General features: G+C 71.9%; 17 protein-coding genes. 7 read left to right on the plus strand and 10 right to left on the minus strand.

The genetic code is table 11. The features are described from left to right. Positions 1 to 2: 2 nt before the first annotated feature. Together ACIBQ1_RS04925 and ACIBQ1_RS04930 are read right to left on the minus strand one after the other, a co-directional pair. Complete coding sequence (locus ACIBQ1_RS04925; RefSeq protein WP_397274666.1) at positions 3 to 1,637, minus strand: ABC transporter substrate-binding protein; 1,635 nt, start codon at positions 1,635 to 1,637, stop codon at positions 3 to 5. 14 nt (positions 1,638 to 1,651) lie between these two features. Beyond that, positions 1,652 to 3,550: a primary-amine oxidase gene (locus tag ACIBQ1_RS04930; protein WP_397274667.1), complete on the minus strand. Its 1,899-nt coding sequence runs from the start codon at positions 3,548 to 3,550 to the stop codon at positions 1,652 to 1,654. A gap of 344 nt (positions 3,551 to 3,894) precedes the next feature. On the opposite strand from ACIBQ1_RS04930, the gene ACIBQ1_RS04935 reads away from it, so the two are divergent. Continuing rightward, a complete protein-coding gene (locus tag ACIBQ1_RS04935) occupies positions 3,895 to 5,022 on the plus strand; it encodes a LacI family DNA-binding transcriptional regulator (RefSeq protein WP_397274668.1) in 1,128 nt (375 codons plus the stop codon). On the opposite strand, the gene ACIBQ1_RS04940 is transcribed toward ACIBQ1_RS04935, so the two are convergent. Then, complete coding sequence (locus tag ACIBQ1_RS04940) at positions 5,009 to 5,674, minus strand: lytic polysaccharide monooxygenase (protein WP_397274669.1); 666 nt, start codon at positions 5,672 to 5,674, stop codon at positions 5,009 to 5,011. The two genes, ACIBQ1_RS04935 and ACIBQ1_RS04940, sit on opposite strands and share 14 nt — an antisense overlap. Positions 5,675 to 5,952: 278 nt before the next feature. On the opposite strand from ACIBQ1_RS04940, the gene ACIBQ1_RS04945 reads away from it, so the two are divergent. Then, positions 5,953 to 6,570, plus strand: coding sequence for a Uma2 family endonuclease (locus tag ACIBQ1_RS04945; RefSeq protein ID WP_397274670.1), 618 nt, complete (start codon positions 5,953 to 5,955; stop codon positions 6,568 to 6,570). On the opposite strand, the gene ACIBQ1_RS04950 is transcribed toward ACIBQ1_RS04945, so the two are convergent. From ACIBQ1_RS04950 to ACIBQ1_RS04965, 4 genes are read right to left on the minus strand one after another with little or no spacing between them, the layout of a single operon-like run. Beyond that, positions 6,530 to 7,549 carry a TauD/TfdA family dioxygenase gene (locus ACIBQ1_RS04950; protein WP_397274671.1) on the minus strand — a complete coding sequence of 340 codons (1,020 nt, stop codon included), beginning with the start codon at positions 7,547 to 7,549 and terminating at the stop codon, positions 6,530 to 6,532. The genes ACIBQ1_RS04945 and ACIBQ1_RS04950 overlap by 41 nt on opposite strands. Positions 7,550 to 7,561: 12 nt before the next feature. Continuing rightward, the gene (locus tag ACIBQ1_RS04955; protein ID WP_397274672.1) at positions 7,562 to 8,245 is read right to left on the minus strand and encodes a response regulator; all 684 of its coding nucleotides are present in this window, start codon (positions 8,243 to 8,245) and stop codon (positions 7,562 to 7,564) included. After that, positions 8,242 to 9,378 carry a hypothetical protein gene (locus ACIBQ1_RS04960; RefSeq protein ID WP_397274673.1) on the minus strand — a complete coding sequence of 379 codons (1,137 nt, stop codon included), beginning with the start codon at positions 9,376 to 9,378 and terminating at the stop codon, positions 8,242 to 8,244. The genes ACIBQ1_RS04955 and ACIBQ1_RS04960 overlap by 4 nt, the downstream gene beginning before the upstream one ends. Before the next feature lie 28 nt (positions 9,379 to 9,406). Then, a complete protein-coding gene (locus ACIBQ1_RS04965; RefSeq protein ID WP_397274674.1) occupies positions 9,407 to 10,561 on the minus strand; it encodes a sensor histidine kinase in 1,155 nt (384 codons plus the stop codon). Between the two features lie 280 nt (positions 10,562 to 10,841). Here ACIBQ1_RS04965 and ACIBQ1_RS04970 point away from each other — a divergent pair, with 280 nt between their 5' ends. Further along, positions 10,842 to 11,582: a PP2C family protein-serine/threonine phosphatase gene (locus ACIBQ1_RS04970; RefSeq protein ID WP_397274675.1), complete on the plus strand. Its 741-nt coding sequence runs from the start codon at positions 10,842 to 10,844 to the stop codon at positions 11,580 to 11,582. Here the strand turns inward: ACIBQ1_RS04970 and ACIBQ1_RS04975 are convergent. Further along, the gene (locus ACIBQ1_RS04975; RefSeq protein ID WP_397275530.1) at positions 11,567 to 11,653 is read right to left on the minus strand and encodes a CxxxxCH/CxxCH domain-containing protein; all 87 of its coding nucleotides are present in this window, start codon (positions 11,651 to 11,653) and stop codon (positions 11,567 to 11,569) included. The two genes, ACIBQ1_RS04970 and ACIBQ1_RS04975, sit on opposite strands and share 16 nt — an antisense overlap. 163 nt (positions 11,654 to 11,816) lie before the next feature. Here ACIBQ1_RS04975 and ACIBQ1_RS04980 point away from each other — a divergent pair, with 163 nt between their 5' ends. Further along, a complete protein-coding gene (locus tag ACIBQ1_RS04980; RefSeq protein WP_397274676.1) occupies positions 11,817 to 12,800 on the plus strand; it encodes an endonuclease/exonuclease/phosphatase family protein in 984 nt (327 codons plus the stop codon). Positions 12,801 to 12,829: 29 nt separating this feature from the next. Here the strand turns inward: ACIBQ1_RS04980 and ACIBQ1_RS04985 are convergent, their stop codons facing one another. Further along, the gene (locus ACIBQ1_RS04985) at positions 12,830 to 15,148 is read right to left on the minus strand and encodes a glycoside hydrolase family 3 N-terminal domain-containing protein (RefSeq protein ID WP_397274677.1); all 2,319 of its coding nucleotides are present in this window, start codon (positions 15,146 to 15,148) and stop codon (positions 12,830 to 12,832) included. A gap of 344 nt (positions 15,149 to 15,492) precedes the next feature. On the opposite strand from ACIBQ1_RS04985, the gene ACIBQ1_RS04990 reads away from it, so the two are divergent. After that, positions 15,493 to 16,926: a vanadium-dependent haloperoxidase gene (locus tag ACIBQ1_RS04990; protein ID WP_397274678.1), complete on the plus strand. Its 1,434-nt coding sequence runs from the start codon at positions 15,493 to 15,495 to the stop codon at positions 16,924 to 16,926. A 72-nt stretch (positions 16,927 to 16,998) separates the two neighbouring features. On the opposite strand, the gene ACIBQ1_RS04995 is transcribed toward ACIBQ1_RS04990, so the two are convergent. After that, positions 16,999 to 17,187 carry a hypothetical protein gene (locus ACIBQ1_RS04995; RefSeq protein WP_397274679.1) on the minus strand — a complete coding sequence of 63 codons (189 nt, stop codon included), beginning with the start codon at positions 17,185 to 17,187 and terminating at the stop codon, positions 16,999 to 17,001. 508 nt (positions 17,188 to 17,695) lie between these two features. On the opposite strand from ACIBQ1_RS04995, the gene ACIBQ1_RS05000 reads away from it, so the two are divergent. Continuing rightward, positions 17,696 to 18,652 carry an ArsR/SmtB family transcription factor gene (locus ACIBQ1_RS05000; protein WP_397274680.1) on the plus strand — a complete coding sequence of 319 codons (957 nt, stop codon included), beginning with the start codon at positions 17,696 to 17,698 and terminating at the stop codon, positions 18,650 to 18,652. Positions 18,653 to 18,665: 13 nt separating this feature from the next. Beyond that, entirely contained in the window at positions 18,666 to 18,941 is a 276-nt protein-coding gene (locus tag ACIBQ1_RS05005) for a hypothetical protein (RefSeq protein WP_397274681.1), read from the plus strand. Positions 18,942 to 18,980: the final 39 nt, after the last annotated feature.

The raw sequence follows: 18,980 nt of genomic DNA on the forward strand, positions 1-18,980 counted from the left end.
GGCTACTGGGTCTTCTTCACGCGGGCGTCGGCGACCAGGCGCAGCACGTTGCCGTACCCCTCGGTGGCGTACAGGCTGGGGCTGAGCGCGTCGGCCCGGAAGGCGACCGTGGCCGGGCGGGTGACCAGCGGGATCATCTGCGCGTCGGTGTCGGCCTTGGCGCAGACGGCCGCCAGCGCCTTGTCGCGGGCGGCGCCCGCGGGCTCCTTGCCGGCCGCGTCGATGAGCGTGTTCAGCTCCTTGTCCGGCTTCATGAAGCCGACGTTGAAGCCGGCCGTCTCCGGGTTCCACCACTTGGTGACCATGCCAGCGTCGGCGTAACCGGCGAACCAGGACAGCGCGGCGTCGAACTCGGCGGGCGCCTTGCCGTACACCTTGCCCGACCAGCTCGCCTCGTCCAGCTGCTCGATCTTCACGGTGATGCCGGCCTGCTGGAGGTTCTGCTGGATCACCTGGGCGACCGCCGGGGCGGGCTCGGTGGAGAAGATGCTGAGCGTGAAGGTGAGGTTCTGGGCGCCCGCCTCGGCCAGCAGCTTCTTCGCCTCGTCCACGCTCTTGGACGCCGACGGCAGCGCGGCCGGGTCGCACGCGCCCGGCAGGCCCGCCGGGGTGACGGCCGTCGGCCTGCCCTTGCCGCCGAGCGCCACGTCGGCGATCTGCTTCTGGTCGAGCGCGATGGCGATGGCCTGGCGCACCTTCGGGTCGGCGAATCTGGAGCCGGGGGCCTGGGTGTTGAGCATCAGGTAGTAGAAGTCCGTGGTGGCCTGGGTGACGACCTGGACGTTCTTCGCCCCGGCCAGCATGGTCGCCGAGTCGACGTTGCCCAGCGTGGCCAGGGCGGCGCTGCCGTTCTGGAGGGCGGCGATGCGCGCGGCCTCCTCGGGGGCGATCGTGACGTTGACGGCGTCGGCGACCGGCTTGCCCTTGGCCCAGTACTTGTCGTTGCGCTTGAAGGTCCACGACACGTCCTGGCGGTGGTTCTCCACCACGTACGGGCCGGTGCCGAGCAGCGTCTTGGCCGGGTCGACCGACTTGTCGTCGATCTCCTTCATGGGCAGGACCGCGGCGGGGATGTTGGCAAGGGCGGCCAGGAACGGCGTGTACGGCTCGCTCAGGGTGACCTTGACCGCGCGGTCGCCGTCCTTGGTGACCGACTTGACCGGGCCGAGCTGGCCGCGCCAGACCGACTTGGAGGCCAGCAGCCGCTTCAGGCTGCCCACCACGTCGTCGGCCGTCATCTCGCGGCCGTTGGAGAAGGCGACGCCGTCGCGCAGGTGGAAGACGTACGTCTTGGGGTCGGGGGTGTCCCACTTCTCGGCCAGCATGGGCTGCACGCTGAAGTCGGGGCCCACTGTGACCAGCGTCTCGTAGGACAGCGAGAGCAGCTGCCAGGTGGTGGCGACGTCGGCGAGCTGGGGGTCGTACCCGGTGGCGGCGCCGCTGTCGATGTGCACGGCCAGGTTGAGCGTGCCCCCGGTGGGCAGCGACTGGTCGGCCGTCGCGAGGTAGCCGGTCGGATTGGGCTGGTCGGGGGCTGTGGCGGGGGTGGTGGCGGGGGTGGTGGTCGTGCCGGTGGCGGCGCAGGCCGAGGCCAGCAGGGCTGCCATGACACCGCAGGCCAGGCGTATGGGACGCATGGGCCTCTTCTCCTCTAGTGGCAGGAACGTTCGGCGGCGCTCGGCGGGACGTCGAGCGTGGGGTTCCGGTCGAAGAACCCGACCGGCTTGAGTACGAACCCGCAGGTGTCGACCGGCATGATCGGCCAGTCCTCGGTGCGGGGGAAATGTGTCAGGCCGAACGTGTGCCACAGCACGATGTCCTGCCCGTCGATGTCGCGGTCGGCCCTGGTGTAGGCGGGCAGGCCCGCGCCGCCGGGATGCTGGTTGACCAGGTCACCGGCAGGATAGCGCTCTGCGGGATGGTACCTCGTCACCCACAGATGCCTGGTCGCGAACTCGGCCCGCCTGCTGATGGACGACTCCGGGTGCGCGAGGAGGGTCGGCTTTCCCTCGGGGTGCAGGGCGTAGCCGACCGGTCGGCCGAGGCGGTTGCGTGCCTCGGGGTTGACGACGTGCCAGGTGCGCTCCTTGGCGAGGTCGGCGTCGCGCCGCGCCTCCCCCTCGGTGCGCAGCCGCTTCACGGCGCGGCCGACGGCGTTGCCGTGCGGGCTCTCGACCCTGATCGCCTCGACCTCGTCGACCGCGTTCGCCACGCCGTCCACCGTCATGTCCAGCCGGGCGCTGAACAGGTGCTGGTGGTACGGCGCCGCCAGCCCCGGCGCGACCTCCGAGCTGTAGGGCGCGGCGCGGTCGTCGTAGGCGCCGGTGAACACGATGCCGGTGGCCTTGACCTCCAGCTCGATGGTCCCGTCGAGGTAGAGGTACCAGTAGAAGCCATAGTCGTAGTTGCCCACCGTGACGAAGAACGAGATCACCAGGCGCCGCTGCCTGCGGGTCTCCCTGGAGCCGTTGGCCGGATCGGTGTGCTTCCACAGCACGCCGTAGTCCTCCTCGTGCATGCAGATCGCGTTCGTGATCACCTTGGGCACGCCGGCGCCGTCCGTGACGACGGCGTCGAAGTACGTGATCTCGCCGAGGCAGTCGCAGCCGAGCTCCAGGGAGTTGGCCAGCTTGCCGAGCTGGTACTCGCCGGTGTCGAAGTAGTTCTGCCAGAACCGGATCGGGCTCGGGTCGCCGTACGGGACCAGCATCTCGGCCACCGACGCCCGGTAGACGATCGGCCTGGTGCGGCCGTCGTCCTCGAAGCCGATCTGGTGCAGGGTGAGCCCTTCGCGCATGTCGTACCCGAGGCGCAGGCTCCACTTCTCCCAGGTGATCAGCGGGCCGTCGACCGTGAAGCTGGGGCCGTCGGGCTGGGTGATGTGGATGGGCTTCTGCGTGGTCCGGTGCGGGCCGTGGTGGTAGTCGCCGGGCTCCTCGGGGATCGGCTGGGGGCCGGTGTCCACGATCTCCATGACCTCGCCCTTGACCAGGTCCACGTACGCGACCAGGCCGTCCACGGGGTGGGCCCACGGGAGGCTCTCGGGCGTGGGCATCAGGTGCGCCAGCACCCTCGCCACCCGCCGCCCCTCCTCCTTGGGCAGGCCGAAGTTGCCCGCGCTCAGCGCGGCCAGGTAGACGCCCGCCGGGTCCTCGATCCCCCTGCGCCGCAGCGACTCGGCCCAGGCCGGGTCCTCCCTCAGCACCCGCCTGACCAGGGCGTGCTCCTCGTCCAGCATGGGCACCTGGCCGTCGGTGACCGGGTCGATCGGCCTGCGCTCCTCGACCGTGCCCGCGCTGATCGACACGATCACGTCCTCGGCCGTCTCGGTGGCCAGGTCCAGGAGGAACGCGCGGGCCCGGCGGCCGACGGGGGCGCCCGGCTCGTACGCCAGGACCTCGCCCTTCTGCGGCTCTTCGAGGCCGAGGTAGGCCACCCGCACCGTGTCGGTCAGCAGGCCTTCCTCCATCAGGATCCGCCTGACCTCGTCGATCTCCTGCGCGGCGAGGGGGTCGAGAGGGTGGGGGTGCTTCCCGGTGGTCAGGTGCAACGTTCCGCCCCTTTCTGATGCCGGAACGTTCCGGCAAGGTTTGGGCTAACTTAGTTGCGACCACCGGACCGAGACAAGACCCAGGAGCCACCCGAAACAGAGCGTTTACCGAAGCCCCACCGTCCGCACGGGCCCCTTCCGCTCCCGGCGTGCGTCGGTGAGCACGGGGAACACCGCAGGGCGCGGCGGCCGGGGCTCCCACCGCCTCGCCCGGCCCCGGCAGCCGGATCGGGCAGCGCCCGGGCCCGGCGGGCTCCCGCCGCCTCGCCCAGGCCCGGCAGCGGCAGCCGGATCGGGCGTCGCGGGCGGCGGAAGCGGGCGATCAGGGCGGCTACCATCGGGGCGTGCGAGCAGACGAGGGGCGCGAGCAGGCAGGCGTGCGCGCGGAGGAGCCGGTCACGATCCTCACCGTCGCCAGGGAGGCGGGGGTGTCGAAGACGACGGCCTCCGACGCGCTGCGCGGCTCCGGGCGGGTCTCGGAGCGCACCCGGGAGGCGGTCGCACAGGTCGCCGAGCGGCTCGGCTACGTGCCCAACGGCTCGGCCAGGCACCTGCGCAAGGCCAGCACCGGCACCATCGGCCTGCACGTGCCCGAGGTCCTGACCCGCTCCTCCTACTACATGTCGTTCGTGTTCGGCGTGGTGGAGCAGGCGGCGCGGCACGACTACGACGTCACGCTGATCACGTCCGGCCAGCGCCGCTCACGGCCGCCCCGCGTGGACGGCCTCGTGCTCGGGGACCCGCTGGGAGGCGACCCCGTGGTGGAGAGCCTGATGGCGACGGGGCTGCCGACGGTCTCGTGCGAGCGCTTCCCCGGCTCCCGGCAGGCGGACGGGGTGGTGTGGTCGGAGCACGCCTCGATGCTGGCCCGCCTCCTCGACCACCTGCGCGAGTCGGGCGCGTCGCGGCCCGCGCTCATCGTGGCGGGGGACGAGAGCGACTGGGCGGGGAACGTGCACCGGGGCTACCTGGAGTGGTGCGCGGCGCACGGGGTCGTGCCGCTGGTGCGGCGGGTGTCCTTCGACGCGCCGGGCGACGAGGTACGGGCCGCCGCCCGCGCCCTCCTCGACGCCGGCGGGGCCTCCGGGCGGGGCGATGGCCGGTCCATCAGCCGGGACGCCGGCCAGGCACCGGACGAGGCGGTGGCAGCCCTGGGGCGGAGCGGGGAGGGGCCTCTGGACGCTCTCGTGTGCGCGCCGGCCGGGGCGGCGACCGAGGTGGCGCCGCTGTTGCGGGAGGCCGGCGTGAACGTGCTGCTCGCCTCGTGCGTCGACAGCGCCGCCACCCGCCTGGCCGACCCCCCGATCACCGCGATCGACCTGCGCCCGAAGGAGGCGGGGGCGAGCTGCGCGGAGTTGCTGTTCGAACTGCTGTCCGGGGCCGCGCCCGTGGGCACGGAGCGCGTGCACCCGATAGAGCTCTCCGTCCGCGCCTCGACCCGCCCCCACCTCCGGCGGATCAGCCGAAGTTGACGTCGCTGCAGAAGTAGAACGACTGGTCCATGTGCGAGGCCTGCCAGATCACGTAGATCACGTGACGGCCGGTGCGCGAGCCCTTGCCGAGGTTGTTGATCATGTACACGTCACCGGGCGCGTACTTGGGGGTCGTGCGGACCAGCTCCAGGTGGTTCCACCCCAGGGGCGTGGTGAGGGCGTTGTATCCCTGGCGGGTGATGTAGACCCTGATGTAGTCGGCACCGTGCCTGGCCTGGTCGCTCAGGCGGATGTTGAACGTGCTCGCGAGGTTGGCCATCGTCCACGGTCCCGGCGTGTCCATGGAGCGGTAGCGGCCGCCTTCGGTCAGGCCGGCGCTGCACAGCTGGCCGTTGGGGATGACCGCCTCATGGTTGCCGCCGACCCCGTTGCGGTAGAGCCCGTTCCAGTTCCACATGGCGTTGGTGTTGTCCTGCCACGCCTGCCAGCACATGGGGTCCTGCTGCTGCATGGCGGGGTTCTGGAAGTCGTTGCCCCAGCGCAGCCAGCAGCCGTAGTTGCGGGAGGCGGGGTCGACGACCGAGCCGTGCGCCGAGGCGGAGTCGGCCAGGGGGACGGCGAAGATCATCGCCGTTGACAGCAGCACAGCGAGGGCGCGCCGCGCCCAGCGGTGGGATCCGGCTTGGGGCATAGTGCGATCTCCGTGTTCCGGTCGGGGGGTTCCGGGAAGGGGGAGCGCTCCGCGGGGCGACCGTATCTGACCCCGCAAGTCCACACAAATGACGGGCCATGTCAGCTCATGGTCATCATTCCGCGGGCCCAGGTCGACGTGCCGGATGAGCAGCGGAAAGGGCTTTCCCGCCGAGTGGTCAGATTGACTGAAACTTTCACTTATGTCCGATCCGAAAGGGATGTATCAATACGTGACTAACCCGGAACTTAAAGTGATGGAAATTGGGGAAGTAACATGTGAGCGAGGGCGAGATTCCCGATACTTGGTGGGTGACCGCAATGGCGACGATCGAACCGACCACGAGGCGCGAGATTGTCATTCCTGCGCCGCCGTACACAGTCGACGACCTGCTCGAGTTCCCCGACGACGGGAACCGCTACGAGCTCTTCAACGGGAGCCTACTGGTGAGCCCTTCCCCCACCTCGCCCCACCAGCGCGCTATCTATCGGCTACAGCGCATCCTCGACGATGCGGCGCCACCCGAGCTGGAGCCCCTGGCAACCGTCAATCTCCGCGTCACCGACAAGGACTACTACATACCTGACCTTGTCATCGTGCCCGCAGACATGGACCAGCTCATGTACTCGCCGGAGGATCTCCAACTCGCCGCGGAGGTGGTCAGCCCGAGCACCAAGATGAGAGACAGAGTCCTCAAGATCGATGCATACGCGGCGGCGGGCATCCCCAACTATTGGCGGATCGAGCTGAACGAAGGGCCGACGCTCTACGCCTATGAGCTGAACGGCGACACCTACGACCCGCCGACCGCCTACAAGGCAGGTCAGGTCGCGAATCTGACGACGCCGTTCCCCGTCAGTTTCGATCCTGGCGATCTCGAGCGCCCTCGACGTTGAGCCAGAGGCGGAGTAAGTGGCGGCGGCGGGCGGGGTCCGGGTGGTCCGCGTAGGCGGTGCGGCTGTGCAAGGTCACGTGGTTGTTGAGGAACTGCAGGTCGCCCGGCCGGAAATCCATGGTGAGCGTGAAGCGGGGGTCGTTGGTCAGGTCGTCGAGGAGGGTCATGACCTCCTCCTGCTCCGGGGTGAAGGGCGGCACGGTGGCGCCGCGCTGGGCGGAGCGTAGGTAGTCGGGGCCGTACGCGATGGACACCCCGCCCCCGGGCCGGGCCGTGCAGATCGGCTTGGTGTAGAAGCTGTCGGGGCCGTCGCCGGTGCGGCGATCGTGCCACCACGGCTCGTAGAGGAGCTCCGCCAGGTCAGGGCGGGTGCGCACGACCTCGTTGTGCACCGCCACGGAGCTGACGACGGCGCTGAGGCCGCCGGACTCGGCCGGGCGGACGCAGAGGAGGGCCACGACGTCGGTCGGGTCGCTGTGATAGCCGAGCCGGCCGCTGTGCTGGTAGCTCTTCGTCCGCGCCTGCGCCGGATCGGCACCCGTGTCGCGGACGTGCATGAGCGGCGCCCCCTCCGGACCCTGGGGGACGATGGCGCCCACGTGGGCGGCGAGACCGAGGGCGGCCGTCTCGCACTGGCGCTCGCTCAGCTCCTCGACGGGCACTCCCTGGATGAGGGCGAAGCCACGCCCGTGGGTGAGCTCGTCGCGCACCCGGCGAAGGACGGGAGCGAGCTTCGGCAGCCGGAAGCTCTCCCGCGAGATCCCGCCCCCGGCCGCGTGGACGGCGGCGAGCACCTCCTGCCGGTGCGCCCGCGTGAGCGGGACCCGCCAGGTGTCCTCGCCCCGGAGCTCCGACCCCAGCCACTCCCCGGCCCCGGCACCTCCACGACCGCCATGACGTGGCACCACCTCTCGATCGGCCGTCCGTTCGAGGTCCACCTTGCCCTTCCGGCTCGGCCGGGTCAGCCCCGCATCGCCCACGGCATAACGCCTTCACCCAGGGCGGAACTCGTCGGACTGCGTGCCGCGGGCGGCCAGGGAGGTGTAGACGGTCACCTCGTCCGGCTGGACCAGCCCGTCCTGGATGGCGCAGATGAGGAGTTTCTCCTTGGTCGGCGCGGGGCGGCCGGCGGCGGCGTACTTGACCCTGGCGCGATCGATGTACTGGCGCACGGTGCGCTCCTTGATGCCCATCCTGGCCGCCACCGACGCCTTCGACATCGACTGGAACCAGTACAGCAGCGCGGCCCGCTCCTTGTCGGACAGCTGCGGCCGGTGCGGGCCCTCGTCCGTGGCTATCGCCTGGGCCATGGGCGGCGTGACGGACGGCCGGTCGGCCGCCACCTCCAGGATGGTCTCCAGGCAGGACTCCCGGGTGGCCCGGCCCTTGCCGATGAAAGCCGAGGCCCCCGCGTCCAGCACCGCGCGGACCGTCTCCGGCTCCTCGTGCTCCGAGAAGACGACGACCCGCTGGCCGCCCGCGCACAGCTCGGCGACCCGGTCCACGACCATGGTGCCGTTGAGGTTGAGGTCCAGCAGGAGCACGTCGGCCCGGACGCCGCGGACGGACTCGATGGTCGGCCCCTGCGCGACCAGCTCCACCGGGCTCGGCGGCCCGAACCACGACCTGACGCCGTCCACCACCACCTGATGGTCCTCCACCAGGGCGACCGTCACGCGTCCTGCCGCTCCGCCGGGCCCTCCCAGATGCTGTTGACCCATACCTCCCCTCCCTGCCGCTGATAGGTGACGACGACCCCGCTCGGCTCGCGTACCGGGACGGTGCTGACGGGCAGGTCGTCGTTGTCGGCCACGACTGCCACGCTCACCATCGTGGACATCGCCGACACCGTTACCCTGGCCCGCGACCTCGCCCCGTCCAGCACCCGCACGGGCGCTCTGAGCAGATCCTCCCGTACGCCGTCCGGGAGGGCGGGCATGCGCTCCCCGAACGGCGGCGCCGTCACGAGGACCTGGCGCCGCTCGGCCGCGTCGATGCGCTCGCGCAGCACCGACACCAGCTCGTCCGGTACGTCCTCCCGCTCCGTGATGAGCCGCCGCAGCCGCATGGCCCCGGCCGTGCAGTCCTCGCGTACCCGGGGGTCCCCCGGGTCGGCCCCGTCGGCGAGCTGTTCGAGCAGCGACTCCGCCACGTCGCGGATCGCGGCGTAGCGGCGGAGCCGGTCGGCGTGGATGCGCTGGGCCGACATCCGCCAGGCGTCGTCGGCGGCCAGCTGGCGGGCCAGCAGCGCGGCGTCCTCGGCGCGGACGCGCAGCGTGTGGCAGCCCGCCGCGTAGCCGAGCTGGAGCGTGATGCTGCCGACCATGACCATCAGGTATTTGGCGATGGAGACCCGGTCGACGGTCCCCGTCACGATCATCGCCGTCAGCATGATCCCGGCGTTGAGCGAGAGGAACGCGATCAGCTCGCGCCGCCAGGCCGGCCGGTTCCACATGAGCAGGACGCCGACCCAGCCCACCGAGCCCCAGCCCCAGTCGCTGGGACCGAGCAGGTCCTCGGGGCGGCCGGACACGATCACCGCGACGTCCGCGGCCAGCACGACGGCGGCCAGCTCGCGGGCCCTGGCCGGCCCCTCGAACACCCGGACCAGCGACCGCGCGGCGATCACGACGATCACCGTGTAGGCGGTCCAGGCCACCGCCACCAGCCACGGCCAGCGGAAGGCCGACCAGCCCGAGACGGTGACGGTGAGGTCGTAGCCGGTGTGCCAGACCGCGGTGATCACGACCGCGCCGAGCGCGGTGTAGCGGGCGTACCGCCGCGCCACCTCTTCGATGTCGTCCGTCATGGCCGCCCCCGCCCCCGAACGCCGCCGGTCATGGCCGCCACCACAGGCTCACCCGGGTGCCCTGGTCGCCGGACCGGATGTCGGCGCCCGCGTTCGGGAGCGAGCGCATCGTGTCGAGGATCGACCCGCGCACGCCGAACCGGTCCGACGGCACCCGTTCCACGTCGAAGCCGCCGCCCGCGTCCGCGACCTCCACCCTGATCTCGCCGTCGCACCGGCGGGAGACCAGCTCGGCCTCGCGCACGCCGGCGTGCAGCGCCACGTTGGCCAGCGCCTCGGTGACCGCGCGGGCGAACCGCTCCGCGACCTCCCCCGGCACCGTCTCCGGCGTCAGCCGCCTGCGGACGGCCAGCCCCGTCGCCCGCCCGGCCACCTCGTCGAGCAGGGCGTCGAGGGCGATGGGAGCGGACTCGGCGCTCGGCCTGTCGCGCAGCTTCTCCAGCGCCGCGAGGTCGGCCACCGCCTGCCGGCGCAGGGTGGGCGAGGGCTTGTCGTACGTGCCCAGCCCGACCATCGTCAGCGTGTGCAGCGACGTCTCGTGGATGCTGCCGACCTGGCGCAACTCGTCCTCGCGGCGCAGCCGCTCGACGATGAGCGCGATCTCGGCGCGGGCGCTCTCCCGCAGGAACGCGTCCGCCGAGGCGGCGGAGCGGCGCAGCAGCGTCATCAGCAACGCGATGCACAGGATCTGCACGAGGTGGATCCCCAGCGTCCCGGCCACCTCCTGGTACGGGACCGCCAGCCGCATCCCGGCCAGATACGCCCCCGCCACGACGAGCCCGGCGGGCACGGCCGCCCACGGCCGCCACGCCACCCCCGAGACGACGATGGTCATCGTCACCAGCCCCGCGATCCAGCTAGACCCGCCCTCGAGCGCGGCCCCGCCGACGAGGTGACCCTGCGCGAGGCAGAGCGCGACGGTGATGACCGCGTCACCGGCCACCAGCCAGACAGGAAGCCGCCGGCCGCGCCAGGCCACCCGCAGGAACAGCCCCGTCCACACGAGGTCGGCCGCGAGCGCGGGCGCCAGCCAGGCGACGGACACCGGCGGAACGGCCCCGAGGGTCGCGGCGACGATCGCCACGAAGCCCACCACGCCCCGCGCCCCCGCACCGGTGCGCGCGATGGTCCGCTCCATGTGCCTGGTCGCGGAGTCGTAACTCGTGGAACCGGGGAGAGACATGAGCCGCCCGCTCGCGATGACAGCACAAGACGGGCTTCACAATAACGCAAGAGCGTCTCTGTGGCGGCGGGTGGAGACATGGGTCGCATGGTCATTTCCCTCGTGCCGGCTCTGCTCGCGGTGTCGACCGCCTTCCCGCACCCTGTCCCGCCGCGCGTCCGGCGGCATGACGGCTGATCGGCCGTCAACCGCTACGACGGCCGATCAGCCGTCAGTCGCGTCTGCTCGGTAACGCGTGTACTGGGCTGCGGGTCGCGACGACGCGGCGAGAGGGGATCTCATGACCTTGCTGGTGATCTCGATCCTGGTCGGCTGCCTGTCCGTGATGACGGTCCGCGGCCGGCGGGGGAACTGGCCGGCCGGCATGCCGGTGGCGCGACCGCGCCTGGTGGCGGTGGGGGGCACGTACGAGGGCTCGCGCGGCCGGCCGTCGGACGCGTACGTCATCCAGGAGCGGCTGGTCGCGGCGGCCCACGGCACGGCCGGCGGCGCGGCGGCGGCCCTGGCGCTGGGCGCGGTGGTCGGCGCCAGGCCGCAGTACCAGGAGGACCTGGACGAGTGCGCGCAGACGGCGCATCGCGCCGTGCGGACCGCGTCCCTGCACGGCCCGGCGCGCGACACCTTGGTCAGCACCCTGGATGTGATCGTCCTCGAACCGGGCGAGAGCCCGCGCCTGCGCTTCGCGCACATCGGCGACGGCGCGATCTGGCACTGCCCGAAGGGCGCCGAGCCGCAGCAGCTCACCACGCCGCACTCCTTCGAGAACGGCCCGCTGCTGCGCGGGCTCGGCCTGCCGTCGGAGCTCAACCCGGAGGTCGGCGCCGTCGCGCTCCGTCCCGGCGACCGCGTGGTGGTCGTCACGAGCGGCGCGATCAAGGCGCTCGGCGCGGCGCGCATGAAGGAGCTGTTCACGGGGGGCATGTCGCCGGGCGCGTGCCTGGACCGGCTGTACGACGAGATGGCCGTGGCCGATCCCAAGGACGACGCCACGGTGATCATCGCCGACTACGTCACGGCCTGAGACGCCCACGCCGGCGACGGGTTCGACCTGATGGAGCCGGGGTTGGTGGCGGTCTCGGAGTGGCACGACACACCGCTCTTCGCCGCCCCCGCGACCTGGATGTACGCCGAGGTGGGCCGCAAGCGCTGATCCCCGCGAACGCCGAACCTGAGAGTGAGCTGTGGACCCGGCGCGGGCCGCTCCAGAGCGGTTTAAGGTTCAAGCAGTGGAGCAACTCGGGAACGGGACGGCGGAGTGAGCACAACGGTGGAGACCGGGCAGGCCGCTGGCTCCCCCGCTCCCAAGAGGCGGCGCAGGCGGTGGCCAGCCTGGACGGTCGTCGCGCTGCTGGCCCTGTGGGCCGTCATCAGGGTCTCCGGCATGGAGGCCGGCTCGTTCGTCACCCAGCTCATGACCGTGACCCCCATCGGTGCCGGGCTGGCGGCGCTGACCGCGATCCTTTCGCTGCTCAGGCGCAACCGCCCGGCCGCGCTCACCGCCGCGCTCGCCTGCGCGGTGATGGTGTCGGTGGTGACGCCGCGGGCCTTCAGCGCCGACCAGCCGCCCGCGAACGGCGCGGCGCTGCGGGTGCTGTCGATCAACCTGTTCGGCCGCGGTGACGCACAGACCGTGGTCGACCTGGTACGCAGGTTCGACGTCGAGGTGTTCAGCGCCCTGGAGCTCACCCCGGCCGAGGTCGAGCGCCTGGACGCGGCCGGACTGAAGCAGCTCATGCCGTACCGGGTGCTGCAGGCCGACTTCGGCGCCACCGGGAGCGGCATCTTCTCCAAGCATCCGGCGACGGAGCTGACCGGCCTGTTCACCCCGATCGGCCACAACATGCCCGCGGCCACCGTCTCGCTGCCCGGCGGCGGCAAGGTCGAGTTCGTGGCCATCCACCCCAATCCGCCGCTCGGGCGCATGGAGCAGGAGTGGAACGCCTCTCTGCGGGCGCTCCCCCCGGCCTCGCCGTCGGCGGTCCGGGTGCTGGCCGGCGACTTCAACGCCAGCCTCGACCACCGCGCCTTCCGCGACCTGCTCGACCGCGGTTACGTGGACGCCGCCGACCAGGTGGGCAAGGGCCTGGTCCCGACCTGGCCGAACGGCCGGGGGATGCCGCCCATCATCTCCATCGACCACGTCCTGGCCGACCGGCGGGTGGCCGTGCGGCGGGTCGAGATCGTGGACGTGCCCAGAACCGACCACCGCGGCGTGTTCGCCGAGCTGCGCCTGCCGTAGCCGGGCGAGCACGTCCGCCGCGGGGTCTTTCACTTCTGCGTGGTGTGCCGCCGCCTGGAGCCGAGCACGACGGTCTCGCCGGTGAGCCGGACGGGGGCCCGCAGCGGCAGGTCTTCGGCGGAGGGCCCGGCGGAGAGCACAATCGTCCCCGGCTCGACGATGCGGCGCAGGTCGGGACCGGTGTACGAGAACGCGTCCGCCGGCACGTCGAACGCCACCGCCCGTTCCTCCCCCGGTTCCAGCCTGACCCTGGCGAACCCGATGAGCTGCACGGCGGGCCTGGCGACCTGCGCGACCGGGTCGGAGGCGTAGAGCTGCACGACCTCGTCGGCGGCCCTGGCGCCGGCGTTGCGGACCGTCACCCTGGCCTCGACCGAGCCGTCGGTGGGGCATTCGGCCTGGTCGGTCGTCATGGCCGCGTACTCGATGACCGAGTACGACAGGCCGTGCCCGAACGCGTACGCCGGCGTGGGGTCGAGCACCGTGATGCCCTCCGCCTTCCTGCCCAGAGGCGGCTGGAGGTAGGTGGACGGGCTGATCGGCGGCGTGCCGGGGATCTGCACCGGCAGCCGTCCCGACGGGTTGACCCGCCCGCTCAGCACGCCCGCCACCGCGGCCGCTCCCTCCACGCCGGGGAAGAACGCCTGGACCAGGGCGGCCACCCGGTCCTGGTAGGCGCCGATCGCGTACGGCCGGCCGGACACCACGACCAGCACGGTCGGCGTGCCGGTCGCCAGCACCGCCTCCACCAGGTCGGGCTGGAGCCCGGGCAGCCGCAGGTCGGCCACGTCGCAGCCCTCGCCCGACGTGCCCCCGCCGAACAGCCCGGCCCGGTCGCCGACGAACACGAGCGCGAGGTCCGCCTCGGCCGCGACCTCGGCCGCCGCCTCGATCCCCGAGCCGTCGTCGCCCGACACCTCGGCCCCGAGCGCGTACCGCACGTCGGCGTAGGGGAACTCCCGCGTCAGACCCTCCCTGACGGACGGGATGGGCAGGCCCATGCCGTGCTCCGGGTAGCTGTCGAGCACGTGGTTGGGGAAGGCGTAGCAGCCCATGAGGGTACGCGGGTCGTCGGCGCACGGCCCGATGACCGCGAGCCGAGCGGTCGAGCCGGAGCCGATGGGCAGCAGGCCGTCGGGGTTGCTCAGGAGCACGATGGAACGTTCCGCGAGCTCGGCGGCTATCCCGCGATTGCGCGGGCTGTCCAGATCGACGTCGTCCGCGCCGTCCGGCACGAGCGGGCCGCCGTCCAGCAGACCGAGCTCGATCTTCTGGCGGAGCACGCGGCGTACCGACTCGTCCACCAGCGCCTCGTCCACGTGGCCCGCGCGGACGTTCGCGACCAGGTGCGCGCCGTACGACACCGTCTCGGGCAGCTCCACGTCGATGCCCGCCCGCAGCGCGACCGCCCCGGCCCCGGCGTCGTCCTCGGCCACCCGGTGCCTGGAGGCGAGGAACGGGACGGCCCAGTAGTCGGACACCACGGTCCCGTCGAACCCCAGCTCCTCCCGCAGCAGCCGCCGCAGCAGGTCGGCGCTCGCCCCGGCCGGGACGCCGTCGAGGTCGGTGTAGGAGTTCATCACCGAACGCGCCCCGCCCTCGCGCAGCGCCACCTCGAACGGCGGGAGGACCACGTCGGCGAGCTCGCGCGGCCCGATGCTGACAGGGGCGTGGTTGCGGGCCGCCCGCGAGGCCGCGTACCCGGCGAAGTGCTTCAGGGTCGCGATGACCCCGGCCCCCTCCAGCCCGCGCACGTAGGCCGCCCCGATCTTGCCCACCAGATACGGGTCCTCACCCAGGCTCTCCTCGACCCGCCCCCACCGGTAGTCGCGCACGACGTCCAGCACCGGCGACAAGCCCTGGTGCACGCCCGCCGCCCGCAGATCGGCGCCGATCGCCGCCGCCATGCGCTCCACGAGACCGGGATCGAACGTCGCCGCCCAGGCCAGCGGCGTCGGATACGCCGTCGCCCCGAACGTCGCGAACCCCGTCAGGCACTCCTCATGGGCGATGGCCGGAACGCCGAGCCGGTTCGAGGCCACTACAAGCTCCTGGAGCTTCCGCAGCCGGGCCGCGCCCTCGGCCGCCGACAGCGGCGCGGTGCCGTACACGCGGGTGAGGTGGCCGAGCCCGTGGCTCAGCTGCTCGTCGAGCGCTTCGGCCTTGTTGAAGCGGTCCTGCCCCGGGGCCACGTTGCCGTGCTCGGGCCCGTTCCGGAGCCAGACGGAGCCGAGCTGCGCGACCTTCTCCTCCAGCGTCATCTCCGCGAGGAGGGACTCGACCCGTTCGCCGACCGTCCGCGCGCTGTCCCGCCAGGGCGCCAGGCCCGGCGCGTTCACTGATGTCATGGCCTTCCTTCTGGAACCTTCGAAAGCTCATTCCGATCATTGAATTCGGACTCTAAGTGCCCACCGCAAAAGCCGTCAAGAATATTTCGACCGATCACCGAAACTTTCGGACTGGGGCATTATCTAGGAAAATCGCGAAAAATCTGGCCGCGTCCCCACACAGGCACACTGGCCAGGTCGCCCGCCCAGACGCCACCTCCAGGACGTGCTCGGAACCGGGCGATCCTGGGTCACCGGAGCGGCAGGCGACTGTCACCGGAAGGCTAGCCCGAAAGCGTGTTCGAGCATGGAAAGGTCATCATGCCCGGGACCACGGGGGCCCGCCGACAGCGAGGAGACCTGCCTTGCCCGTTCTGAGATCCTTACGCGCGACCGCGCTCGCGCTGGTGTGCGCCGCCGCGCTCGCCCTGCCCTCCTTACCCGCCCTGCCCGCGCAGGCCACCGGCACGAATGCGGTCGTCCGGTGGAACCAGGCGCTGCTCGCAGCGGTGCGCGGCGGCACGCTCGGGCCGCCGCTGGTGGCCAGGGCGCTGGCGATCGTGCACACCTGCGCCTACGACGCGTGGGCCGCCTACGACGCGGTCGCCGTCGGCACCCGGCTGGGCGGCTCGCTGCGGCGGCCCGCGCCCGAGCGCACCGACGCGAACAAGGCCGAGGCCGTCAGCTTCGCCGCCCACCTGGCGGCGGTCGACCTCTATCCGGCGCAGCGGGCCACGTTCGACGCGCTGATGGCCGAGCTGGGCTACGACCCGGCCGACGCGTCGAGCGTCCCGGCCCAGACCGGCGTCACCGCGTGCCGGGCGGTGCTCGACCTGCGGCACACCGACGGCTCCAACCAGCTCGGCGGCTACGCCGACACCACCGGCTACGCGCCGGTCAACGCTCCCATGGTGGTGGCCGACCCGCTGACCTCGCTCAACGACCCCAGCCGGTGGGCGCCCCTGACGTTCGTCAACCGGGCCGGGGCGACGGTCACGCCGCCGTTCCTCGCGCCGCACTGGGGCCAGGTGGCCTCCTTCAGCGGCGCCGCCCGCGGTCTCGCCGACGCCGTGCCCGCGCCCTATGTGTACGGCTCGTCCGGCTTCCGTACGCAGGCCGCCGAGATCCTGTCCACCACGGCCGCGCTGACCGACCGGCAGAAGGCGATCGCCGAATACTGGGCCGACGGCCCCAGCAGCGAGACGCCGCCCGGCCACTGGAGCCTGTTCGCGCAGCAGATCTCGGCGCGTGACCACCACGGCCTCGACCAGGACGTGAAGCTGTTCTTCGCGCTGGCCAACTCGGTCATGGACGCCGGGATCGCCTCGTGGGAGGTCAAGCGCGACCACGACTCGGCCCGCCCGATCACCGCGATCCGGTTCCTCTACAAGGGGCAGCAGATCCCGACGTGGGGTGGCCGGGTGATCGACGGGGCCACGTGGGTGCCGTTCCAGACGACGACCTTCCCGACGCCGCCGTTCCCCGAGTACGTCTCGGGTCACAGCACGTTCAGCGCGGCGGCGGCCGAGGTGCTCAAGCGCTTCACCGGCGGCGACGCGTTCGGCGGCCAGGCCGTGATCGCGAAGGGCTCGTCGCAGGTGGAACCGGGCGCGACGCCGGCGCAGGACGTGACGTTGCGCTGGCACACGTTCTCCGGCGCGGCCGACGAGGCCGGGATGTCGCGCCGCTACGGCGGCATCCACTTCCGCCTGGGCGACCTGCGGGGCCGCGCTCTCGGCCGGGCGGTCGGCACGGCGGCATGGGACCGCGCCAAGGCGTACTGGACCGGCCGCGGCTGACGTCCGCCCCGGCACCACGGAGGCGCCCGCTCCACTGCGCTGAGAGCGGGCGCCTCTTCGTGCAGCGGGGCGTCAGGCCACGTTCTCCTCGGCCAACCGGTTGAGCGTCTCAAGGTCGAACGCACCCGCCTTGACCGCCGCGGTGAACGACTCCCAGTCGCGGCGCGGTACTTCCAACACCGCGTCCGGGTTGTCGACGTGAATCAGCTCCACGTGGTCGTTGAGCCGCTTGGCCTCGACGCGGCCGGCTACTTGATTCATCCGCACTCCTTCCAGTGCCCTGCGAGGTTCCCACCCCGGCCACCCGTTCGCAGGGGGACCGGGGCGGATGCGGGAAGCCTTCCATCCCGAGGGGGGCAGCGGCCACTGGGCCGGGGGGCAGGGCGGTTGGAAAAACCTACTCACGGGAGGCGATCTCTTGACCTCGGGCGCAAGATTGCCGACCCCAACCGTCACGCTGTGGGACATGTGGGGCTAGTGATGGTCAAGTGGCTGTAAGAGCTTTTTAAGTGAGCAGTTAGTGATGGGGCGTAAGTTCTCGATAAATCACAGCACAGCACCACAAAGAGGGCACACTCATGAACTTGACCCCGGAGCGACCGGCGCGCGTCCCGGAAAGCCGCAGCGTTCGCATCACGTAGAAGTTGATCATCCACTTACGGATGTTTCGAGCATTCTCGAAGCATTCCTCCGGCGATGTCCTCCCTGTCTACAGTTCCTACCTGTGGGGGCCCAAGTCACAAGTACCAAGGTGTGGAGCGAGCTGCGCGTGCGCTCTACGCCCCAGCTCCATATCGCCATCTCGCCCAACCTGACCGTCCTCGCCATGATCGCCGACGCGCTCGCCGGCCGCCGGCGCGGTCTGCCTGAGCTCTGGCGGCGGGCGATCAGCTCGCGGGTCGGCCCGCTGGGGCACGAGGCCGTGCGCCCGCTGGCCGCTCCCGGCCACTCCGTCGCCCCGGACAGCCTGGTGCCGTACACGCCCATCGGCCAGGACGTCTCCATGCAGGCCCAGATCAGCGCCCTGCACGACACGCCTCCGGACCACCTGATCAGGGACCTTGAGCAGGCGTTCGGCTCGGGCCCGCTGCCCGCGCACTGGCGGGGGGCGGCCGAGCGGCCGGGGCGCTGGCTGAGCGGGTACGCCGGGGCGCTGGCCGACGTGTGGAACACCACCGAACCCTTGTGGAAGCGCGGCCGGCCGCTGCTGGACAAGGAGATCGAACGGGTCGGCGTCGCCACCGTGCGCGGCGGGCCCGAGTTGCTGCTCGGCTCGCTCAGCGACCGCATCGCGTACGGCGAGCGCGGCCTGCTCGTCGCGGACCTCGAACCCGGCACGTTCGAACTGGGCGACCGCAAGATCGTCCTGGTGCCGATGCTGGCCGGGAAGGACGCCCTGATCCTCAGCCTGGACCACCCGGAGGCGGTGTGGATCGCCTACCCCGTGCGCGGGGCGGAATCGTTGTGGCGCAAGCCGGTCGCGCCCGCGGTCGACGAGTTGTCGGCGCTGGTGGGGCCGGTCCGCGCCGACCTGCTGTGCGCGCTCGACCAGCCCATGACCATGTCGATGCTGGCCACCGACATGAAGATCGCGCCCAGCGGGCTCACGTACCATTGCGACCGGCTGCGGGCCGGACGCCTGATCACGCGGGAGCGCCGCGGGCGCGAGGTGTGGATCGCCCGCACCCATCGGGCGGATGAACTGCTGGAGCTGTTCCGGCGCTGACGGAAGGAGCGGGATGCTCAAGTTCCAGCGCGACGCGCTGGCCGCGTGTGCCGAGGCGGCCCGTGAGGCGTCGGGCGCGTTCGCCGGCATGAAGGGCCCGGCCCCGGGCGCGGCGGCGTTCGGGGACGTGACGGGGTCCCCCGCCATGGCCAGGGCGGTGGCCGACCTGGCGCGGGTCTCCGAGGTGGCGGCACGGACCCTGGGCGGCCGGCTGGACGGCGTGGAGCGCACGCTGGACGCCGTCCAGCGCACGATCATCGCCGCCGACGGGGGCGCGGTTCGCCCATGAGCACGCCGGACGGGATGAGGGCCGCACCGGGTGGTGCGG

Origin of the sequence: Nonomuraea sp. NPDC050153, assembly GCF_044460125.1 — a bacterium.
Taxonomy (GTDB): Bacteria; Actinomycetota; Actinomycetes; order Streptosporangiales; family Streptosporangiaceae; genus Nonomuraea.